General features: G+C 58.0%; 4 protein-coding genes and 1 pseudogene. 3 read left to right on the top strand and 2 right to left on the bottom strand.

The genetic code is table 11. The features are described 5' to 3' along the window. Positions 1-615 precede the first annotated feature (615 nt). A pseudogene (locus tag H663_RS30490) lies at positions 616-849 on the bottom strand (HD domain-containing protein); the annotation flags it as partial. A gap of 156 nt (positions 850-1,005) precedes the next feature. Between H663_RS30490 and H663_RS30485 the strand changes: the two are divergent. From H663_RS30485 to H663_RS30475, 3 genes are all read left to right on the top strand, one after another. Then, a complete protein-coding gene (locus H663_RS30485) occupies positions 1,006-1,371 on the top strand; it encodes a type II toxin-antitoxin system RelE/ParE family toxin (protein WP_083451358.1) in 366 nt (121 codons plus the stop codon). Beyond that, positions 1,364-1,690, top strand: a complete 327-nt coding sequence (locus tag H663_RS30480; RefSeq protein WP_053174187.1) for an XRE family transcriptional regulator — start codon at positions 1,364-1,366, stop codon at positions 1,688-1,690. The genes H663_RS30485 and H663_RS30480 overlap by 8 nt, the downstream gene beginning before the upstream one ends. Positions 1,691-1,938: 248 nt before the next feature. Further along, positions 1,939-2,544: a hemerythrin domain-containing protein gene (locus H663_RS30475; RefSeq protein ID WP_083451357.1), complete on the top strand. Its 606-nt coding sequence runs from the start codon at positions 1,939-1,941 to the stop codon at positions 2,542-2,544. 456 nt (positions 2,545-3,000) lie between these two features. On the opposite strand, the gene H663_RS30470 is transcribed toward H663_RS30475, so the two are convergent. Beyond that, positions 3,001-19,587, bottom strand: coding sequence for a type I secretion C-terminal target domain-containing protein (locus tag H663_RS30470; protein WP_053174185.1), 16,587 nt, complete (start codon positions 19,585-19,587; stop codon positions 3,001-3,003). Positions 19,588-19,648 lie beyond the last annotated feature (61 nt).

Here is a 19,648-nt window from a genome sequence, read left to right as displayed (position 1 = left end):
TTTCAGCCTTTGGCACAGGCCCCATGTCGGAGTCTTCGACCGCCGACCTACGAGATGTCAACGCCTTGTAGGTCGGTACTCGCAGAGTCCGACGTTTTCAGCCTTTGGCACAGGCCCCATGTCGGAGTCTTCGACCGCCGACCTACGAGATGTCAACGCCTTGTAGGTCGGTACTCGCAGAGTCCGACGTTTTCAGCCTTTGGCACAGGCCCCATGTCGGGGTCTTCGACCGCCGACCTACGACATGGCAACGCCCCGCAGGTCGGCACTCGCAGACTCCGACGTTTTCAGCCTCTGGCACAGGCCCCATGCCGGAGTCTTCGACCACCGACCTGCGACATGGCAACGCCCCGTAGGTCGGTACTCGCAGAGTCCGACGTTTTCAGCCTGAGGCACAGGCCCCATGTCGGAGTCTTCGACCACCGACCTGCGAGATGTCAACGCCCCCGTAGGTCGGCACTCGCAGAGTCCGACGTTTTCAGCCTTGGGCACAGGCCCCATGTCGGGGTCTTCGACCGCCGACCTGCGAGATGTCAACGCCTTGTAGGTCGGCACTCGCAGAGTCCGACGTTTTCAGCCTCTGGCACAGGTCCCATGTCGGGGTCTTCGACCGCCGACCTGCGCGATGTCAACGCCCCGCAACTCGTCGGCCGTGGTCTCAATGTCCTCGATGGTGTCGTGCAACACGGCGGCCCACAGCACCGTCACATCCTGCACGCAGCCCTCGTTGGCCAACACATTGGCCAGCGCAATCGGGTGATTGATATAGGGCAAGGCCTCGGCGTCTTTGCGCCTTTGGTTGCGGTGCTTGTCGGCGGCAAAGGCCACGGCTTTGATCAGAAAGGTCAGGGAGTTGGGGGAGTTTGCATGGGCTGATCCTCTCAAAATAGGGGCAAATCAATGGTCGCCACAACGTCGCGACAATCGCGGCAGCAATTCGCGTGGGGGTTGAACTGTAAAATTCATTCCCTTGACGGAATATTCCATGAAAGTTATATTGACGCCATGAAATGGGAAGTTGAATACACAGACGAGTTTGGCGATTGGTGGGCTGGATTGTCTGAAGAAGAGCAAATCAGCGTGGCCGCATCTGTCCAGTTGCTTGAAGAGCGAGGTCCGAGTCTCGGGTTTCCGCACAGCAGTGGCATCCAAGGTTCAAAACATGGCCATATGCGTGAACTGCGGACCCAGCATCTTGGCCGACCGCTTAGAACGCTTTATGCATTTGACCCCTTGCGAAACGCCATCTTGTTGATAGGTGGAGACAAGACAGGTGATGGTCGCTGGTATGTCGTGAATATCCCACTGGCGGATCGTCTTTATGACGAACACATCGAACAACTTCAAAAGGAAGGAAAGACCCATGGCTAAGAAATTTTCTGATCTTCGCGCACAGATGAAGCCTGAGGCGCTTCAACGCGCCGATGCTGAGGCAAAGACCCTGTTGGCCGAAATGCCCTTGAACGAACTGCGTCAGGCCCGAGGCTTGTCACAAAAGATGCTGGCCGAAGTTCTGCATGTCCAGCAGCCCTCCATTGCCAAAATCGAGAAGCGTACCGATATGTACCTCTCAACCCTGCGCAGCCACATCGAGGCCATGGGTGGAGAGTTGGATATCGTCGCCCGCTTTCCGGACGGCTCGGTGAAGATCAGCAACTTCGCCGACTTGGGCAAAACTGCGGCCCTGTGATACTCGTGGTGCGATGGCGCCTCTAGCTGCAAATGTCATAAAACCGAACCACATCACCGACTCGCATACACATCTTTGCCATTGGCCTGCAAAGACACCACCAGTGAGGCCACCACATCGGTGGCTTGCAAGGCCAGCCGCAGCAGCACATTCAACTCGGTGCGATTTCATGTGTATTCCTGCACACAGAATAAATGCACCAACTGAACTATCTTCACTGCACTTTCTACTTCAACAGGGGCTTGAAAATGGCAACTTCCAACCGTGCGAACGCGGCAAAAAAAACCCCTCAAACCAACACTTCTGCGAATAGCCGTGCGCAAGCCAAGCACAGCAACAAGACGGGATCTAAACCGAAAGACGCAATCGCCATTTTGCGAGCAGATCACTCATTGGTCAGTGGACTGTTTGCCGAATATGAAAAGACACGGTCGGTGTCCAAGAAAAAAACATTGGTGAGCAAAATTTGCACTGAGTTGAGCGTGCACGCGCAGGTGGAAGAAGAAATCTTTTATCCCGCTGTCAAAGCTGCTTTGCGTGACAAGGAGTTGGTGCCCGAAGCAACCGTAGAGCATGCAACGTTGAAGGATTTGATTTCCCAGGTAGAGGGCATAGAGCCCGATGGTGAAATGTTCGACGCCAAAATCAAGGTGATGGCTGAGTATGTGAAACACCACGTCAAAGAAGAACAAAACGAAATGTTTCCCAAAGCGAAATCCACAAAGTTGGATATGGTCGACTTGGGTGAACGCATCCTGGCACGCAAGGATGAATTGAAACCCGAAATGGGACTTCCTAAAGAAAACCCCAAAGTGTCTGGCAGCATGAAAGAAGGGGCTGCTCTCACCACATAAGTGCCCACTTGCAAAAGGGGCCAACCTGATGGGTGAAGTCGTTTGGTTTCATATCAATGACCCGGCACGCTGAAGTTTGAAATGTGCGAGAAATGTCATCTCGTAGGTCGGCACTCGCAGAGTCCGACGTTTTCAGCCCTTTGGCACAGGCCCCATGTCGGGGTCTTCGACCGCCGACCTACGCGATGTCAACGCCCCGCAGGTCGGCACTCGCAGAGTCCGACGTTTTCAGTCTCCGGCACAGGCCCCATGTCGGAGTCTTCGACCGCCGACCTGCGAGATGGCAACGCCCCGCAGGTCAGCACTCGCAGAGTCCGACGTTTTCAGCCTTTGGCACAGGCCCATGTCGGAGTCTTCGACCGCCGACCTACGAGATGAGCCGTGTGTTGCCCGCTGGGAGATAGAAGTCACCCTGCAAATCATCATATCCGCAGGCCCCCATCGCACACGGCTTCATCACGCCGTGAGGGTCAAATCTCCACTGTTGAGGTTGATCCCCGCAACGGAGGTGACGCCCACCAGTTGGACCACCACGTCAGTGGTCGCCACACTGCCGTCAGAGACATACAGGTAATAGTCACCCGCACCGTTGACTTTGAACAGTGCAAACTCTCCCCCGGAGTCCGCAGCAGACACAAAGCGTGCATTGATCTTCGCCACAGCATCGGCCAAGGTCAGGCCTGTGCCTGCTGCAAAGGTCGTCAAGCCTGTCGCAGCGTTGATGGATGCTTCTGTTGCGGTGGCAGCCAATGCAGATCCTCCCACCACCAAATTGGGGGCAAAGTCGATCAAATCGCCCGTGCCAGCAGCGCCTTTGAGGTAATCGGTGATCACATCAAAAGCAGAGCTGGTACCAGCGTCGCCCGCCGCAAAGCCAAAGCGATCAGAACCTGCACCACCGGTCAGCGTGTCTGCGCCAAGTCCGCCCCTCAAGGTGTCATTGCCTGCGCCGCCATCGAGCCAATTGGCAGCCGTGTTGCCGGTGATGGCGTTGTTCAGTGCATTGCCTGTGCCGTTGATCGCGCTGGTACCGGTCAGTGTCAGGTTTTCCACAAATGAGCCCAAGGTATAGGCCAATGAGCTGCTGACCGTATCGTTACCGCCCGCGTCAATCGAGCCGTTGAGCAAGGTGGTTTCGGAAACCAAATCTCCCATGTTGTCCACCACATAATTGTCGTTGCCTGCACCACCCACCAGCGTGTCAGCGCCAGTACCACCATTGAGCCAGTCATTGCCTGCCCCTCCATCCAGCCAGTTGGCAGCGGCGTTGCCTGAAATAGAGTTGTTCAGTGCATTGCCCGTGCCGTTGATCGCAGAGCTGCCGGTCAGCGTCAGGTTTTCTACATAGTTACCCAGTGTGTAAGTCAATGCGCTGTTGACCAGATCTGTTCCGCCCGCATCCACCGTGCCATTGAGCAAAGTGGCTTCAGAAACCACATCACCTGTGTTGTCCACCACATAGGTGTCGTTGCCTGCGCCCCCGGTCAATGTGTCAGCGCCGGCACCTCCGTTCAAGGTGTCGTTGCCTGCCCCGCCATCGAGCCAGTTGGCACCGGTGTTGCCGGTGATGGCATTGTTCAGTGCATTACCTGTGCCGTTGATCGCAGCGCTGCCGGTCAGCGTCAGGTTGTCCAGGTTGTTGCCCAATGTGTAGCTCACAGCGCTGTTGACCCAATCAATCCCGCTGGCATCCACCGTGCCATTGAGCAAGGTGGCTTCGATCACCACATCACCCAAGTTGTCCACCACATAGGTGTCGTTGCCCGCACCACCGATCAACGTATCAGCGCCCACGCCACCGTCCAGGACGTTTGCAGCAGCATTGCCCGTGATCAGGTTGTTCAGCGCATTGCCCGTTCCATTGATCGCCAAGGTGTCCGTCAACAGCAGGTTTTCAACAAATCCGCTCAAGGTGTAGTTCACTGAACTGTTGACCTGATCCACACCACCGGCATCCACTGTGCCATTGAGCAAAGTGCTCTCGGAAACCACGTCATTCAGGTTGTCCACCAGATACAGGTCGTCACCGGCGCCACCAGACAAAGTGTCCACTCCTGCGCCACCGTTCAAAGTGTTGGCTGCCGCATTGCCTGTGATCAGGTTGTTCAGTGCATTACCTGTGCCGTTGATGGCCGAGTTGCCCGTCAGGTTCAGGTTCTCGACAAACGCGCCCAGCGCATAGCTCAGCGAACTGTTGACTTGGTCCACGCCGCCTGCATCCACCGTGCCGTTGAGCAAAGTCGCCTCAGACACCTGATCAGCCGCATCATCGACCACATAGGTGTCATTGCCAGCACCGCCCATGAGCGTATCTGCCCCCAGGCCACCGTCGAGCAAGTTGGCAGCCGTATTGCCAGCGATGACGTTGTTCAATGCATTGCCCGTTGCGTTGATGGCTGATGCGCCAGTCAAACCCAGGTTCTCGACAAAGTTGCCCAAGACATAGTTCACCGAACTGTTGACCTGGTCCACCCCCCCAGCATCCACGCTGCCATTGAGCGATGTGCTCTCGGACACCACGTCGGAGGCATCGTCGACCACATAGCTGTCATTGCCCGCACCCCCGGTGAGCGTGTCGGCACCCATTCCACCGTCCAGGGTGTTGCCAGCAGCATTGCCCACCAACAAGTTGTTCAGTGCATTGCCCGTCGCATGGATGGCTGCGCCCCCGGTCAGTGACAGGTTCTCTACAAAAGCGCTCAGCGTGTAGCTCACGGAACTGTTGATCTGATCTTGCCCGCCTGAATCGATGGAGCCGTTGAGCAAGGTGCTCTCCGACACCAGATCGGCCGCATCATCGACCACATACACGTCATCACCCGCGCCACCGGCCAGGGTGTCCGCACCCAGACCACCGTCCAGCGTGTTGGCTGCAGCATTGCCAGTGATCAAGTTGTTCAGACCATTGCCTGTGCCGTTGATGGCCGAGCTTCCCGTCAGGCTCAGGTTCTCGACAAACGCACCCAGCGCATAGCTCACCGAACTGTTGACCTGGTCCACACCACCTGCATCCACTGTGCCATTGAGCAAGGTGGCCTCAGACACCCAATCGGCCAGATCGTCGACCACATAGGTGTCGTTGCCAGCACCTCCGATGAGTGTGTCCACGCCCAGACCACCATCGAGCGTGTTGGCTGCGGCGTTGCCTGTGATCAGATTGTTCAGTGCATTGCCGCTTGCATTGATGGCTGAGCCCCCTGTCAGATTCAAGTTCTCGACAAATGCACCCAATGCATAACTGACCGAACTGTTCACCACGTCCGTGCCACCGGCGTCAATGCTGCCATTGAGCAGCGTGCTCTCAGACACCACATCAGCCGCGTTGTCCACCACATAGCTGTCATTGCCTGCCCCACCGATCAGCGTATCGGCACCCAGGCCACCGTCCAAAACGTTGTCGCCAGCATTACCGGTGATGGTGTTACTCAAGCCATTGCCCGTGCCATTGATGGTCGTGCTGCCCGTCAATGTGAGTTTTTCGAGATAGCTGCCCAATGTGTAGCTCAAAGAACTGCTGACCAGATCGGTACCCCCGGCATCAATGCTGCCGTTAAGCATAGTGGTCTCTGACACCACATCAGCGGCGTTGTCCACCACATAACTGTCATTGCCTGCACCACCGACCAGCGTGTCGGCACCCGCACCACCGTTCAAGATGTCATGGCCCGCACCACCGTCGAGCCAGTTGGCCGCCGCGTTGCCCGTGATCGCGTTGTTCGAAGCATTGCCTGTACCGTTGATGACCGAAGTGCCCGTCAGAGTCAGATTCTCCACAAACACGCTCAGGGTATAGCTCACAGAACTGTTGACCAGATCGGTGCCACCTGCGTCAATGCTGCCGTTGAGCAGCGTGGCTTCCGAGACCACATCCGCCGTGCTGTCCACCACATACGTGTCGTTGCCCGCACCCCCTGCCAAAGTGTCATCGCCTGCGCCACCACTGAGGGTATTGGCTGCAGCATTGCCGACGATCAGGTTGTTCAGGGCATTGCCTGTGCCGTTGATGGCCGCACTGCCCGTCAAGCTGAGGTTTTCGACAAAAGAACCCAGGGTGTAGCTCACCGAACTGTTGACCCCGTCCACACCGCCTGCGTCCACCGTGCCATTGAGCGCCGTCGCCTCTGACACCACATCAGCGGCGCTGTCCACCACATAAGTGTCGTTACCGGCACCGCCAACCAATGTGTCGGCCCCGGCGCCACCGTCAATGGTGTCATCGCCATCGCGACCCACCAATTGGTTGTTGGTGGCGCTGCCCGTGATGACATCGTTGAAATCCGAGCCCTCTGCGTGCTCGATGTTTTTCAGGGTGTCTGTACCGCCCAAGCCCAAAACATTGTTGGCACCACCCCAGCCATCCACGGCCAAACCGGTCGTCAAATTGATGTTCACACCTGCAGGGTCCCCACTGGAGAAGACCCAGTCGTTGCCCGCACCACCATCCAAAATGTCGCTGCCACCATCGCCGCGCAGCCAGTTGTCCCCACTGTTGCCCACGATGGTGTCGTTGGAACGCGTGCCGGAAATACCTTCGATGTTGATCAAGGTATCCACACCGCCTTTTTTGTCCGCAAGGGTGCTGCCCAACGTGACGTTGATGCCACCCATGCTCAAGGGCGTGTCGACAAAGGTCACGATGTCAATGCCTGCCCCGCCGTCGATCGTGTCGTTACCGGCAAAGCCCGTGTAGAACTGCCGCACATTGACATCGTCGCTGCCACGCAGATAGTCGTTGTAGTTCGAGCCCTGGATGTTTTCAATGTTGATGAGCGTATCCACGCCCCCCATGCCATCCATAGCGGTACCACCGGCCACCGTCACCACGCCTGTCAAGCCGGTCACTTTGGCCGTTGCACCATTGACCACCAGTGCCGTGGCGCTCAAGTTCACAATGGCACCCGCTGTTGATTGCCAATAACGGACATTGTCCGAATTGGCGCCGCCATCCAGCGTGTCATTGCCTGCACCACCATCGAGCACATCGCGATCACTGCTGCCCACAATCCAGTCGTTGCCACTGCCACCGTACACCTGGTCAATGTCAATCAGGGTGTCCGTGCCGCCCATGCCATCTTGCGCCACACCTGTGGCAAGGTTCACGGTCACTGCAGCCGTGCTGGTGCTGTAGTCGGCACGGTCACTGCTGGCATACGAGCCCCCGGTATTGGCGTTGTTGCCGTTGAGCGTGTCATTGCCCGCATTGCCGCGCAGCAGCTCAAAAAAGAAACCACTTGCATCGCGGCTTTGACTGCCCCCGCTGATCACATCATGGCCTGCGCCGCCCACCACGCCGTCCACATTGAGCAACACATCCGTGCCGCCCCATCCATCACTGACGATGCCCGTGCCCAGGTTCGCACTCACAGCTTGAGCACCTGTGTTGGAAGAATAGTCGGCGATGGTGAAGAAGTCGCCCGCATCCCCCTGGATCGTGTCATTGCCGCCATTGCCCCTGAACACCTCCGTGATGCGATTGCCTTGTGCATCGGTGGTGTGCGAAATATCGCCACCGATGAAAACATCATTGCCCGCAGTGCCCCAAACCCGCTCAATGCTGATCAGCTTGACGCTGCCTTGCGTGCTGGTGGCCATGCCTGTGGCCAGGTTCACGGTCACCACAGGTGTTGTGGGCGTTGTGCTGGGATAGGCCAAGGTGTCATCACCGGCACCACCGTTGATGGTGTCATTGCCAATGCTGTTGGTGGCGTAGCCCGTGTTGAAGATGTCGTTGCCGTCCCCCCCCACCAAAGAATCGTTGCCACCCAGTCCGTAGAAATGATCGGCCCCAGCCGTGCCCGTCAGCGTGTTCGCGCTGTCGTCGTTGGTTGTGAATGCCGAGTTGTCACCCACCAGCAAAACGCTGCCATTGGAGAACACCATGTTCGCGCTGCTCAGCGACTTGCTGTCGGTGTTCAAGGTGATGCTTTTGCCACCACCGACCAGGGTCACTGCGGTCGAGCCGTTCCATGTCAGGTAAAAACTGCTGGCGCTCAAACCGTTGTTGTCAATCAACAACCGGTCTGTCAATGGATTGAACGCCCGGACGCTGCCATGGCTCAAACTCGACCAATTGCTGCTGCTGCTGGCCAACGACGTATCCAGAACCGTGACCTTGGCGGTCGCTCCCCCCGCGCTGGCTGACATGACTTCTGAGCCCTCAGTCACAAAGTCAGCGGCCAGGTTCACCGTGAAGCTTGCCTTGCCGTTGTTGCCCACCACCGCGGTGCCCGTCAACTTCCCCCCCACCACATCGGCTGCCGACACGCCCGTGAGCGCATAAGACACACTCTGTCCGACTGCCACATCCGTAGTGGTCACAGTGAACACCACCGCAGACCCTTCGTTCACAGAAGTGCCAGAAGCGGCGATGCTGTAGCCCGTCACCACTGCTGCGGTTGACAAGCTGGTTTTGCTCTCCACCGTGCCAAAGCCGTCGGTGTAGGTGGCGGTGACAGAAATTTTCTGCCCGACCTGCGCCGCAACTGGCTTGAACGTATTGCCAGTGGCGCCCGCAATGGCCACACCATTGGCCTTCCATTGGTAGGCCACCGCGCCCATGCCGTCTGCATCGGCCAAGGTGTTGTTGGCTGTGAGCACCAAACCCTGTTTGGCCGTGCCCGAGATGGTCACACTGCCTGTGGGCGCATCATTGACGTTGGCCACCAATGCCGTCTCTGCACTGGTGAAAATGGCCAGGTTCTCATGACCGTCTGTATAAGTTGCATTGAGGCTGATGCGTTTGTTCACCAGCGCCTGCGTCAGCACCAAAGTGTCTGTGGTTTGACCGCCAATGGCCTGACCGTCGGCCAACCATTGCAAGCTCACAGGTCCCATGCCGTCATCATCTTGCAAGGCCTCCAGGGCATGCAAAGCCTGACCTTGCATGGCCACACCGGTGATGGTCAAGCTGCCTTCGGTTGGTGAATCCTGGGGCAGGATTTCTGTGGTGGCTTCACTGGCTATGACCTCTTCGGTGTCGCCACCATCCAGGTAGCTGACCTCAACGCTGATGCGCTGGCCCACATGGTCGTCCGTCAAATCCAGCGTGGCCTGGTTAGCTTCTTCAATCAACTCGCCGTTGGCATACCACTGATAGCCAAAGTCTCCTTCTGGTGGCAAGCCGTCTGCATCACTCAAACCCGACAGATCGACCGACAAGGTTTGAGAAGCCCAGGTATTGCCAACGATGCTCACACCCCCTTCAGGCGCATCGTTCAGGTTCAAAACAGGCCCTGTCGACGCACTGAACATGGACTCTGCCTTGCCAAAACCATCGGTGTAGCTGGCGCGCACATACAGGTGTTGCCCCACATGATTTTGCGTGGGGGTGAACACATCTGCCGTCGCACCGACTATGGCACCTTGATCCGAATACCACTGGTAGCTCACCTGACCCATACCATCCAGATCGGCCAGCTTGTGCGTGACCGTGAGGGTCTGCCCTTGTTGCGCCAGCCCAGTGACCGTGACGCTGCCGGTGGGCAGATCATTGATGTTCAGCACCTTGGTGGTGGATGTGCTTTTCACCGATTCCTGATGCCCATTGCCGTCGGTGTAGCTGGCAGTCACGCTGATGGATTGACCCACCTGATCCTGGCCCAATTTGAACGTGCTGCCTGTTGCACCCTGCACGGCTTGGCCATTGGCTTGCCACTGATAGCTCACCGAGCCCATGCCGTCGGCATCGGCCATGGTGTTGGATGCCGTGAGGGTCTTGCCCTGCGTGGCGATGCCTGTGACTTTGACCACGCCTGTGGGCAAGACATTGGGTGCCAGGCTGACCGTCTTGTCTGCAAAGGCCATACTTTCAATGCGCGTCAGGGTGTCAGTGCCGTCAGCCCCCACATTGGCCTTGACCGTGGTGATGCCTGCTGCAGACGTGCTGATGGTGTAGTCGGCCACGTTGCCCGAGAACACCGCTGTGTCCACACCCGCACCACCATCGATGCTGTCATCGCCCCGACCACCCAGCAGCACGTTGCTGCCTGCATTGCCCGTCAATTGGTCGTTGTAGACCGAGCCCATCACGTTTTCGATGTTGCTGAGCACGTCTTGGCCTGCTGCACCCATAGCCTGGCCGGTGGACAGGTCGACGGTGACCCCGCCCTCCACGTTGTTGTATTCAGCCCAGTCGTTGCCGCCACCACCGTCAAGGGTGTCGTCTCCCAAACGGCCGTCCAGGCGGTTGTCTTGTGCATTGCCGATGATCACATCGTTCAGGTCCGAGCCTTCCACGCCTTCGATGTTGATCAGCGTGTCCACCGTGCCAAAACCGTCTTGTGCCTGACCTGTGGCCAGGTTCACCACCACGCCGGATGTGGGCGACTTGTAGGTATAGGCCACCTCTTCGTAACCACCTCGCCCGTCGATGGTGTCGTTGCCTTTCGCGCCAGCAAAACTCTCCTGCGCTGTGTTGTCATCCCGGCCCAGCATCACATCGTCAAAGTTGCCGCCCCCCACGTACTCGATGTCGATCAGCGTGTCCGTGCCGCCCATGCCGTCTTGCACCTGGCCTGCACTGAGACCCATGTCCACAGAGATCCCTTGCAGGGCGTCCCAATAGTAGGCCTCGTCCCATCCGCCCATGCCATCCAGAGTGTCGCTGCCCGCGCCTCCAATGAAGCCTTCGATAGACAAGTCCCCCATGATGCGACCAGCCCCCCCGCCGACCAAAAGATCGTCCAGTGCCGAGCCTGCCACCTGGTACACACCGCTGAAGGTGTCTTCGCCCACAATTTGGGCCAACTCGCCTGTGCGCTTGGCCGCATCCAGTGCCCAGGACTTGCCTGTGCCCATATTGACTTCGACACCTACGCTGGCGTCGTAATAGACAATGCGTGTGGCACCGTTGCCCAGGATGGTGTCATTACCGCCTTTGCCATCGAACTCGTTCCAGGCACCATTGCTGCCCGCGTTGGCCGACTTGCTGGAGAAACCCCGTGCGTCGTAAACATCGTCGTATTGCGTGCCGCGAATGCGCTCAATCGAGCGCAAGGTATCCACGCCAATGTTGTCCATCACCCAGGTACCACTGGCATTGAGGGTGTAGTTGCCCATCGGGTAGCTGCTGGCTGCCACGCCCATGACCTGACTGGCAGGCGAAGCCCATGCATCGATCCCCATGGCCCAAGCCTGGCCCTGAGCCATGTTCACTTTGACGCCCAGGTTGGAGCCCAGATATTCCGCACGGTCGGTGCCCGCACCGCCGTCAATGTAGTCGTTGCCGCCACGGCCACGGAAACCTTCAAAATCATCGTAGGCACCGCCGACCAAGGTGTCTGCAAAGTCCGTCGCACGCACTTGGTCAACACCCGACAGAGTCTTGACCCCCAGCGATTGGCCATTGATGCTCAGGTGACTCATGTCCACCTTGGCGTTGTTGCCTTCAGCCGCCAAATACACCACGATCCCTTGGCCTGTGGTGCTCATCATGTTGAAGCCAGACTGCACGCTGACCACCGTGTTGCCATTGCCCACGACCTTGTCGTTGCCATAGGTCAAGCCCACGTAGTTGTGGCTGGCACCCAACAAGTGGTTTTCTGTCATGCCACTGAAGTCAAACGCATCTTCAAAGCGCGTGTCGCCAAAAGAGCTGATGCGCTCCAGGGTGTCCATGCCCGCTTGCTGGCTGCCCGCTGCGCCATAGCTCACCGTTCCCGTGAAACCGGTGTAGCTCAGTTGAACGCCGGTCTGTGACCAGTTGTAGTTGAGCCATGGCGAATTCACCCAGGGCATGTTGACCTGCTGATCCAAAATGAATTGGTCGTTACCGCCAAAGCCCAACAGGTTGACCGAGTGCTGATCGCCTGCAGCCTCGTCGTTGCCAGACAATTCCCCGAGCGAGCCGATCACCCGGTCTGTCTGCCGGGTGGTGCGCACCTCTTCGATGCCACGCAGCATGTCTGTGCCGATGTCTGCACCTGCCAGACCAGTAACCGTCATGTCAGACAGGTTCAGCTGCACACCGCCCGAGCTGAGTTGGCTGTAATTGGCGGTGTCGTAATCGTTGTAATCAAAGGTCTTTCCCTCCGTCTTCCAGGTCAGGTTGCGCTGTTCGCCACCGACCAGCAGGTCATCGCCAGGGCCGCCGACCAAGGTGTCGTTGCCTTCAAAGCCCAGGAGATAGTCGTTACCGGATGTGCCGGTCAGCGAGTCATTGCCGCCGGATAATTCCGTGTTGCCGATGAAGGCATTGAAAACGCGAATGCCCTCGTTGCTGCCATGGGCTGGCAACTGGACATTGATCGCTACAAAATCACTTTCAGGATCAAAAAACACCAATGATTTGATGTTTTGAAGGGTGTCCACACCCTGGTATGTGGGCAAGGATGCGTCCCTCAGATCCGTCACCGTCCAGTCTTGTGACCCGGAGGCGTTGGGCGTGATGTGTGAAGTCGCCACACCATCAATTTTGAGCACCCACCCCTCAGCGTCATCCGAATCCATGCGCCAATTGCTTGAAGTCATTCCTGGCACACCGATCACAGCCATGTCCGACCCATCAAGGCCGGTCAACTGATCGTTACCCCCACCACCCACCATGACCGCGTAACCCTTAGCGCTGACCAGCGTATCGTCACCACCCCCTGCAATCGCTATATTCCAGCGATTGAGGGTGATCACATCACTGTATTCACTGCCTTCTACTTCTTGAATGTTGCGCAGCACATCCTGGCCACCTTGACCATCTGCAGCTGTACCCGCGACCAGGTTCACCACCACCCCGCTGGTGGCATCCCTGTAGTCCACGCCATTGTGCTGAGACCGTTCACCACCATCGACCAGGTCGTTGCCCGCTCCCGGACGGATGTCATCTGATCCGCCTATGCCATAAATGGTGTCGTCACCCGAGGAGCCCACCAGCCAATCGTTGCCACTGCCGCCCGTGATCACATGAGGCGAAGTCAGCGACAGGGCGGGGCCATAGTTGCTCGACATGTAGAGCGTTGTTGCAGCGCTCTGGTTGTTCGCGTCCACTCCGTGCAACACCAGTTGTTCCACACCGACCAAACGGTCGGTGCCCATGTTGGTCACGTTGGCACCTGTGCGCAGGTCTGTGACGGTCCACTCCGTGGTGCCATTGCCAGCCGGCAGCGCACTGACGGACAACAAGTCCATGCCATTGCTGCTGACCTTCCAGACGTTCATGCCATTGTTCATCAAACTGATGGACTGAATCGGTGTGTTGCCCCAGTAGTACTCGGCGATGTCCTGTGCTGCTCCGCCCACCATCAGGTCGTTGCCCTGATCGCCTTGGTAACTGCCACCTCGAGCCCCCCCATAAATCGTGTCATCGCCTGGGCCTGCGTTGATCCAGTTGCCGTTCGCGCCGCCATAAATCACATCATTGCCACGCTCCGCAAACAAATAACCACCGTTGTCACCCATGGTGATGGTGTCGTTGCCTTGTGTGGCGTGCGCCGACTCGATACCGGTCAGGGCGTCTTGACCGATGTCTGCACCGCGGGCATAACCGGCCTTGAGGTTGATGTCCGCCGCAGTGCTGAAATCGTTGTAGATGACCACGTCACCACCATCGGCACCGCCATTCACACTGTCGTCCCCCGCACCCGGCTTGAAATGATTTCTCAGGTCATTGCCCTGCAAGGTGTCATTGAAGCGCGTGCCATCCACATTCGCAATGTGCGTCAAGATGTCCGAGCCGCCTTGCCCATCTTGGGCGGTGCCTGCAGCCAGGTCCACGACCACACCTGTGGTGGCGCCCGAAAAACGAAGCACATCATCACCCGTGGGTCCACCGTCCAGCGTGTCGTTGCCCGCGCCGCCGTCGAGCGCGTCATGGCCTGCGCCGCCAACCAAGCTGTCATGGCCATCACCACCCTGCAAATTGTCATGGCCATCCATGCCCAGCAAGGTGTCGTTGCCCCCCACACCTGCCAGATCGTCGTCGCCAGAAGTGCCGATCAACAAGTCGTTGCCCGACGTGCCCGTCAAGGCCTGCACCGAAGGCACGTTCGCGTTGAAGCCCAACACCAAGGTTTGACGGAAACTCTGGTTGTTGCCATCGACACCATCCAGCCACATGCGTTCAATGGATTGCAGTGTGTCCACCCCATGTGGGCTGTCAGAACGCGTATCGGTGACCGTCCAGGTGAGATCCGCGTTGGCCTGCAACTTGAACATCGTGGCGCTGCCCGACTTCAAAGACCAGTTGTGGGTGCCCTCTTGCGTGAGGACCCATTGGTCAATCCGTTCGCTGCCCAGGAAATAGGTGGTCGAGTCATCCCCCTCGCCACCCACCACCAGATCGTTGCCAGCTTCGCCCACCAAAACATCGTTGCCGACACTGCCAATCAAGGTGTCATGGCCTTGTGCACCATAGGCTAAGCCACCGCTGCGGCCCAAGGTGATCTGGTCATCAAACGCAGTGCCCGTGGCCGATTCAATGTTCTGCACCGATTGACTGGAAGCCCCGACTGACGCAACACCTGTCAGCAGGTTCAGGTTCACACCTTGGGTGAGGTTGCTGTAGTTCACAAAGTCATAGTCCGCCCCACCATCAAGCGTGTCATGGCCTTCGCTGCCCATCAGCTGGTCATTACCGGCATTGCCCAGAAGATAGTCAGTACCCGAAGTGCCGCCCAGCACATCATCGCCCGAAGTGCCCTGTACCAAGGTGATCGCTGCACCATCCGGCGGGTAGTTGGGGTTGAAGTTCGCACCCAGCAAGCTGCTGGCCGTCACATTCTTGAGCACTGCCAAGGTCAGCGGCGCGCTCTGCGTGCCTGCATTGCCATCGGCATCCACCTGCAGCCAGGTGTCGGCACCGTTTTGCACCAGCTTGAGATAACCACTGGTGAACGGGTTGGTGCCGTCGTAACTGGTGGCCGCGTTGCGCAGCAAGTCCGAGTAATCCAACACATCACCCCCTGCACCGGCTGCAAAGTCGGTGATCACCATGGCGGTAGCCGCCATGTCCACCGAACCGGCTTCGGTCAAGAACTTGCGGGTGCCCTCCAGCAAAGTTTTGTATTCTTGCGCCGTGAGCTTGAAAACATCCGAGCCCGCACCGCCTGTGAGCGTGGCTTGCAACACGCCGCCTACCGACAACACATCCTCACCATCGCCACCGTCCAGCGTGGCTTGCGCCACGCCATAGGGGTTGGTCCCGACATAGTTGGAATTGTTCATGCCGGCGCTTTCGTCCATGACCGACAAGATGTCATTGCCGCTGCCACCCCGCAGCACCGCTGTGACTTGGCCAGATGAACTGGTGGTGTTTCCGTTGAAAGAATTGCCTGACAGCATCAATGTGTCTTGGTCAGCACCACCATCGAGCACAAAGTTTCTGTCCTTGACCACATTGCCATCGGTTTGCTGGCTCGCCCAGGTGTCGTATCTCACCGCCATCCAGTCATTGCCCGCATCCCCTGAGATGGAGGCGAGCCTGTTGTTGACGAGGGTAAAGGCGTCATCCCCCTCTCCTCCGGACAAGCTCGCCATGGAATAGTTGTTGACGCTCAGGTAATCATTGCCCGCATCGCCAGACAAAATGGCTGTGCCTCCGATCACATTCCCCATCATGCTGCCATTGGCACTGCGCATCTGACCTTCTGCATAGAGCGCATCATCGCCCGCGCCACCACTCAGATTCACCACCGCACCGGTGGCGTTCAGGTTGTCGTTGCCCAAGCCACCCAGCAAGGTTTGGCCGCCTGTCATGGACCTGGCCGTCAAGTTGTCACGGCCGTCACCCCCGTCCAGGTAGTTGGTGCCCTGGTCATCTGTGAGCGTGTCGTCTCCAGCTTCGCCATACAAGCTGTCGTTGCCGTAGTTGCCCACCAAGGTGTCGTTGCCATCACCCCCCAAAATTTTGTCACTGCCGGCCTGACCATCGATGCTGTCATCTCCCGCCAAGCCGCTGATCGCGTCGTTGCCAAATCCTCCTGACAATGTTTCTGCTGCGATGGTGCCGGTCAGGTTCAGCGGGATCGGGGCTGCCCCATCGGGCGAATAATTGGGGCTGAAGTTCGCACTGAGCAAACTGCTGGCCGTCACGTTCTTGAGCACTGCCAGCGTGAGCGGCGTGTTCTGTAAACCCATACCTCCATCTGCATCCACCTGCAACCAGGTGTCGGCACCGTTTTGCACCAGCTTGAGATAGCCACTGGTGAACGGGTTGGAGCCGTCGTAAGTGGTGGCCGCGTTGCGCAGCAAGTCCGAATAGTCCAGCACATCGCCACCTGCACCCGCCGCAAAGTCGGTGATCATCATGGCGGTCGGCACAATGCCCACAGAACCGGCTTCGGTCAAGAAATTGCGCGTGCCTTCCAGCAAGGTTTTGTACGCTTGCGCCGTGAGCTTGAAGACATCCGAGCCTGCACCACCTGTGAGACTGGCTTGCAACACGCCGCCCACCGACAACACATCGTTGCCATCGCCACCGTCCAGCGTGGCTTTCACCACACCATAGGGGTTGGTTCCAAGATAGTTGATATTGTTCAGGCCCGCGTTGTCGTCGATCACCGACAACAGGTCATTGCCGCTGCCACCGCGCAGCACTGCTGTGATTTGGCCAGATTGACCCGTGAAGTTTCCGTTGTAGGAATTGCCCACCACCGACAGGGTGTCTTCGTCAGCCCCGCCATCGAGCACAAAGCTTTTGTCCTTGACCCCATTGCCATCGCTTTGTTGGCTCGCCCAGGTGTTGTAAATCACCGCCAAATTGTCTTTACCGGCATCACCCGACAAGCTCGCCATGCGCGTGGCGTTGGCATTGAGGTTGTCGTTGCCATCGCCGCCTGACATGCTCGCCATCGCGTAAAAGTTGACGTTGAGGTGATCATTGCCCGCATCGCCCGCCAATGCGGCTTGGCCCCCCATCACATTCCCCACATAGGCGTAATTCGCATTGCGCAATTGGCCATCGGCATGGATCGCATCATCGCCCGAGCCACCACTGAGGCTGACCATCGCACCGGTGGCGTTCAGGTTGTCGTTGCCCAACCCCCCCAGCAAGATTTGGCTGCCCGTCAAGGACCTGGCCGTCAACATGTCGCTGCCATCGCCCCCATCCAGGTAGTTGGTAGCCTGATCATCTGTGAGTGTGTCGTCACCTGCTTCGCCATACAGGCTGTCGTTGCCGTAGTTGCCCACCAAGGTGTCGTTGCCATCACCCCCCAAAATTTTGTCACTGCCCGCTTGGCCATCGATGCTGTCATTGCCCGCCAGGCCGCTGATCGTGTCGTTGCCAAAACCGCCTGACAATGTTTCTGCTGAGCTGGTGCCTGTCACATTCAATGGCGTCGGGGCGTCTCCATTGGGCGAATAATTGGGGCTGAAGTTCGCACTGAGCAAGCTGCTGGCCGTCACATTCTTGAGCACGGCCAGCGTGAGCGGCGTGTTCTGTAAACCCATACCTCCATCTGCATCCACCTGCAACCAGGTGTCGGCACCGTTTTGCACCAGCTTGAGATAGCCACTGGTGAATGGGTTGGAGCCGTCGTAACTGGTGGCCGCGTTGCGCAGCAAGTCCGTGTAGTCCAGCACATCGCCCCCTGCACCGGCTGCAAAGTCGGTGATCACCATGGCTGTGGGCACAATGTCGACCGAACCGGCCTCGGTCATGAACTTGCGGGTGCCTTCCTGCAAGGTTTTGAATTCTTGTGCCGTGAGCCTGAAGACATCGGAGCCCGAACCACCTGAGAGCGTGGCTTGCAACACGCCGCCTACCGACAACACGTCGTTGCCTTCACCACCGTCCAACATGGCTTGCGCCACGCCATAGGGGTTGGTTTCACCATAGTTGTTGCTGTTCATGCCAGCGGTGTCGTCCATCACCGTCAAGATGTCATTGCCGCTGCCACCGCGCAAGACCAAGCTGACTTTGCCTGTCAGAGAACTGAAGTAATTGGCGTTGTATGAAGTTCCACCCGCTGACAGCGTGTCATCCTCGGCCCCGCCATCGAGCAAAAAGCTGATGTCCTTGACCCCATTGCCATCGGTTTGTTGGCTCGCCCAGGTGTTGTAAATCACCGCCAAATTGTCTTTACCGGCATCACCCGACAAGCTCGCCATGCGCGTGCCATAGGTTTTGAGGTTATCGTCGCCATCGCCGCCTGACATGCTCGCCATCGAGTAGCTGTTGACGTGCAGGTCATCATTGCCCGCATCGCCGGTCAACACGGCTTTGCCAGCGATCACATTGCCCATGTTGTTGTAGTTCGCATTGCGTAATTGGCCATCGGCATAGATCCAATCATCGCCCGCCCCACCACTGAGACTCACCACAGCACCGGTGGCATTCAGGTTGTCGTTGCCCAGACCACCCAGCAAGTTTTGGCTGCCTGTCAAGGACTTGGCCGTCAAGTTGTCACTGCCATCACCGCCGTCCAGGTAGTTGGCGCCCTGATCATCTGTGAGCGTGTCGTCACCGGCTTCGCCATACAGGCTGTCGTTGCCGTAGTTGCCCGCCAGCTTGTCGTTGCCATCACCGCCCAAAATCTTGTCGCTGCCTGCTTGGCCGTCGATGCTGTCGTCGCCTGCCAGGCCGTTGATCGTGTCATCACCAAAGCTGCCTTGCAAGCTGTCGGTTGCCCCCGTCCCCTCAATATTCAAGCCCGGCGAAGCCATCACGCTGGTGCTGGCGGTGTAGGCCGCCAATGATGAAGTGGACAAAGGCACGGCTGTCGCCGTTTGGGCGCTGCTCAACACCTGGCCAAAGCCCATGCTGGCTGTGTCCGTGTCGGTGCCCCCCAACTGACTCAAAACAGGAGCCCAGTCCGTCACAGGCAAAGTGGATTGCCATGTCACGCGACCAACTTGAACCTCGGTTTTGGCGGGGTCCAGGCTGGTGATGTAGGTAGCCCAGGAAAACGCATGGCTGCCCAGCCCTTGGCTGTAAATTTTGCCCCCCAATGTGCTGACCACATCGAGCGTCAAATGGGCGCTGTTTTCTTGGATGCGAAAACCCAATGATTGACCCGATGCAATCGTGTAATCAGCCGTGTACGTGAAGTACAGGTCATAACTTGCGGTGGTACTTGTCAGGCTGACATTGCGGATAAGCAGTTGTGCGGTCATGGTGAGGCCCAGAGGGTAAGAACACGCCCATGGCCAAACTACAGCTACACCACAGGTAATT

The sequence above is a fragment of the Limnohabitans planktonicus II-D5 genome, from assembly GCF_001270065.2.
GTDB classification, from domain to species: Bacteria; Pseudomonadota; Gammaproteobacteria; order Burkholderiales; family Burkholderiaceae_C; genus Limnohabitans_A; species Limnohabitans_A planktonicus.
Note: the sequence above shows the minus strand (reverse complement) of the source record. Positions and strands in the feature narration are given on the sequence as shown.

What these genes read in the sequence shown, in the direction of transcription:
- H663_RS30485 (WP_083451358.1), top strand. Translation starts at nt 1,006, where the DNA reads ATGAAATGGGAAGTTGAATACACAGACGAGTTTGGCGATTGGTGGGCT.
- H663_RS30480 (WP_053174187.1), top strand. Translation starts at nt 1,364, where the DNA reads ATGGCTAAGAAATTTTCTGATCTTCGCGCACAGATGAAGCCTGAGGCG.
- H663_RS30475 (WP_083451357.1), top strand. Translation starts at nt 1,939, where the DNA reads ATGGCAACTTCCAACCGTGCGAACGCGGCAAAAAAAACCCCTCAAACC.
- H663_RS30470 (WP_053174185.1), bottom strand. Translation starts at nt 19,587, where the DNA reads ATGACCGCACAACTGCTTATCCGCAATGTCAGCCTGACAAGTACCACC.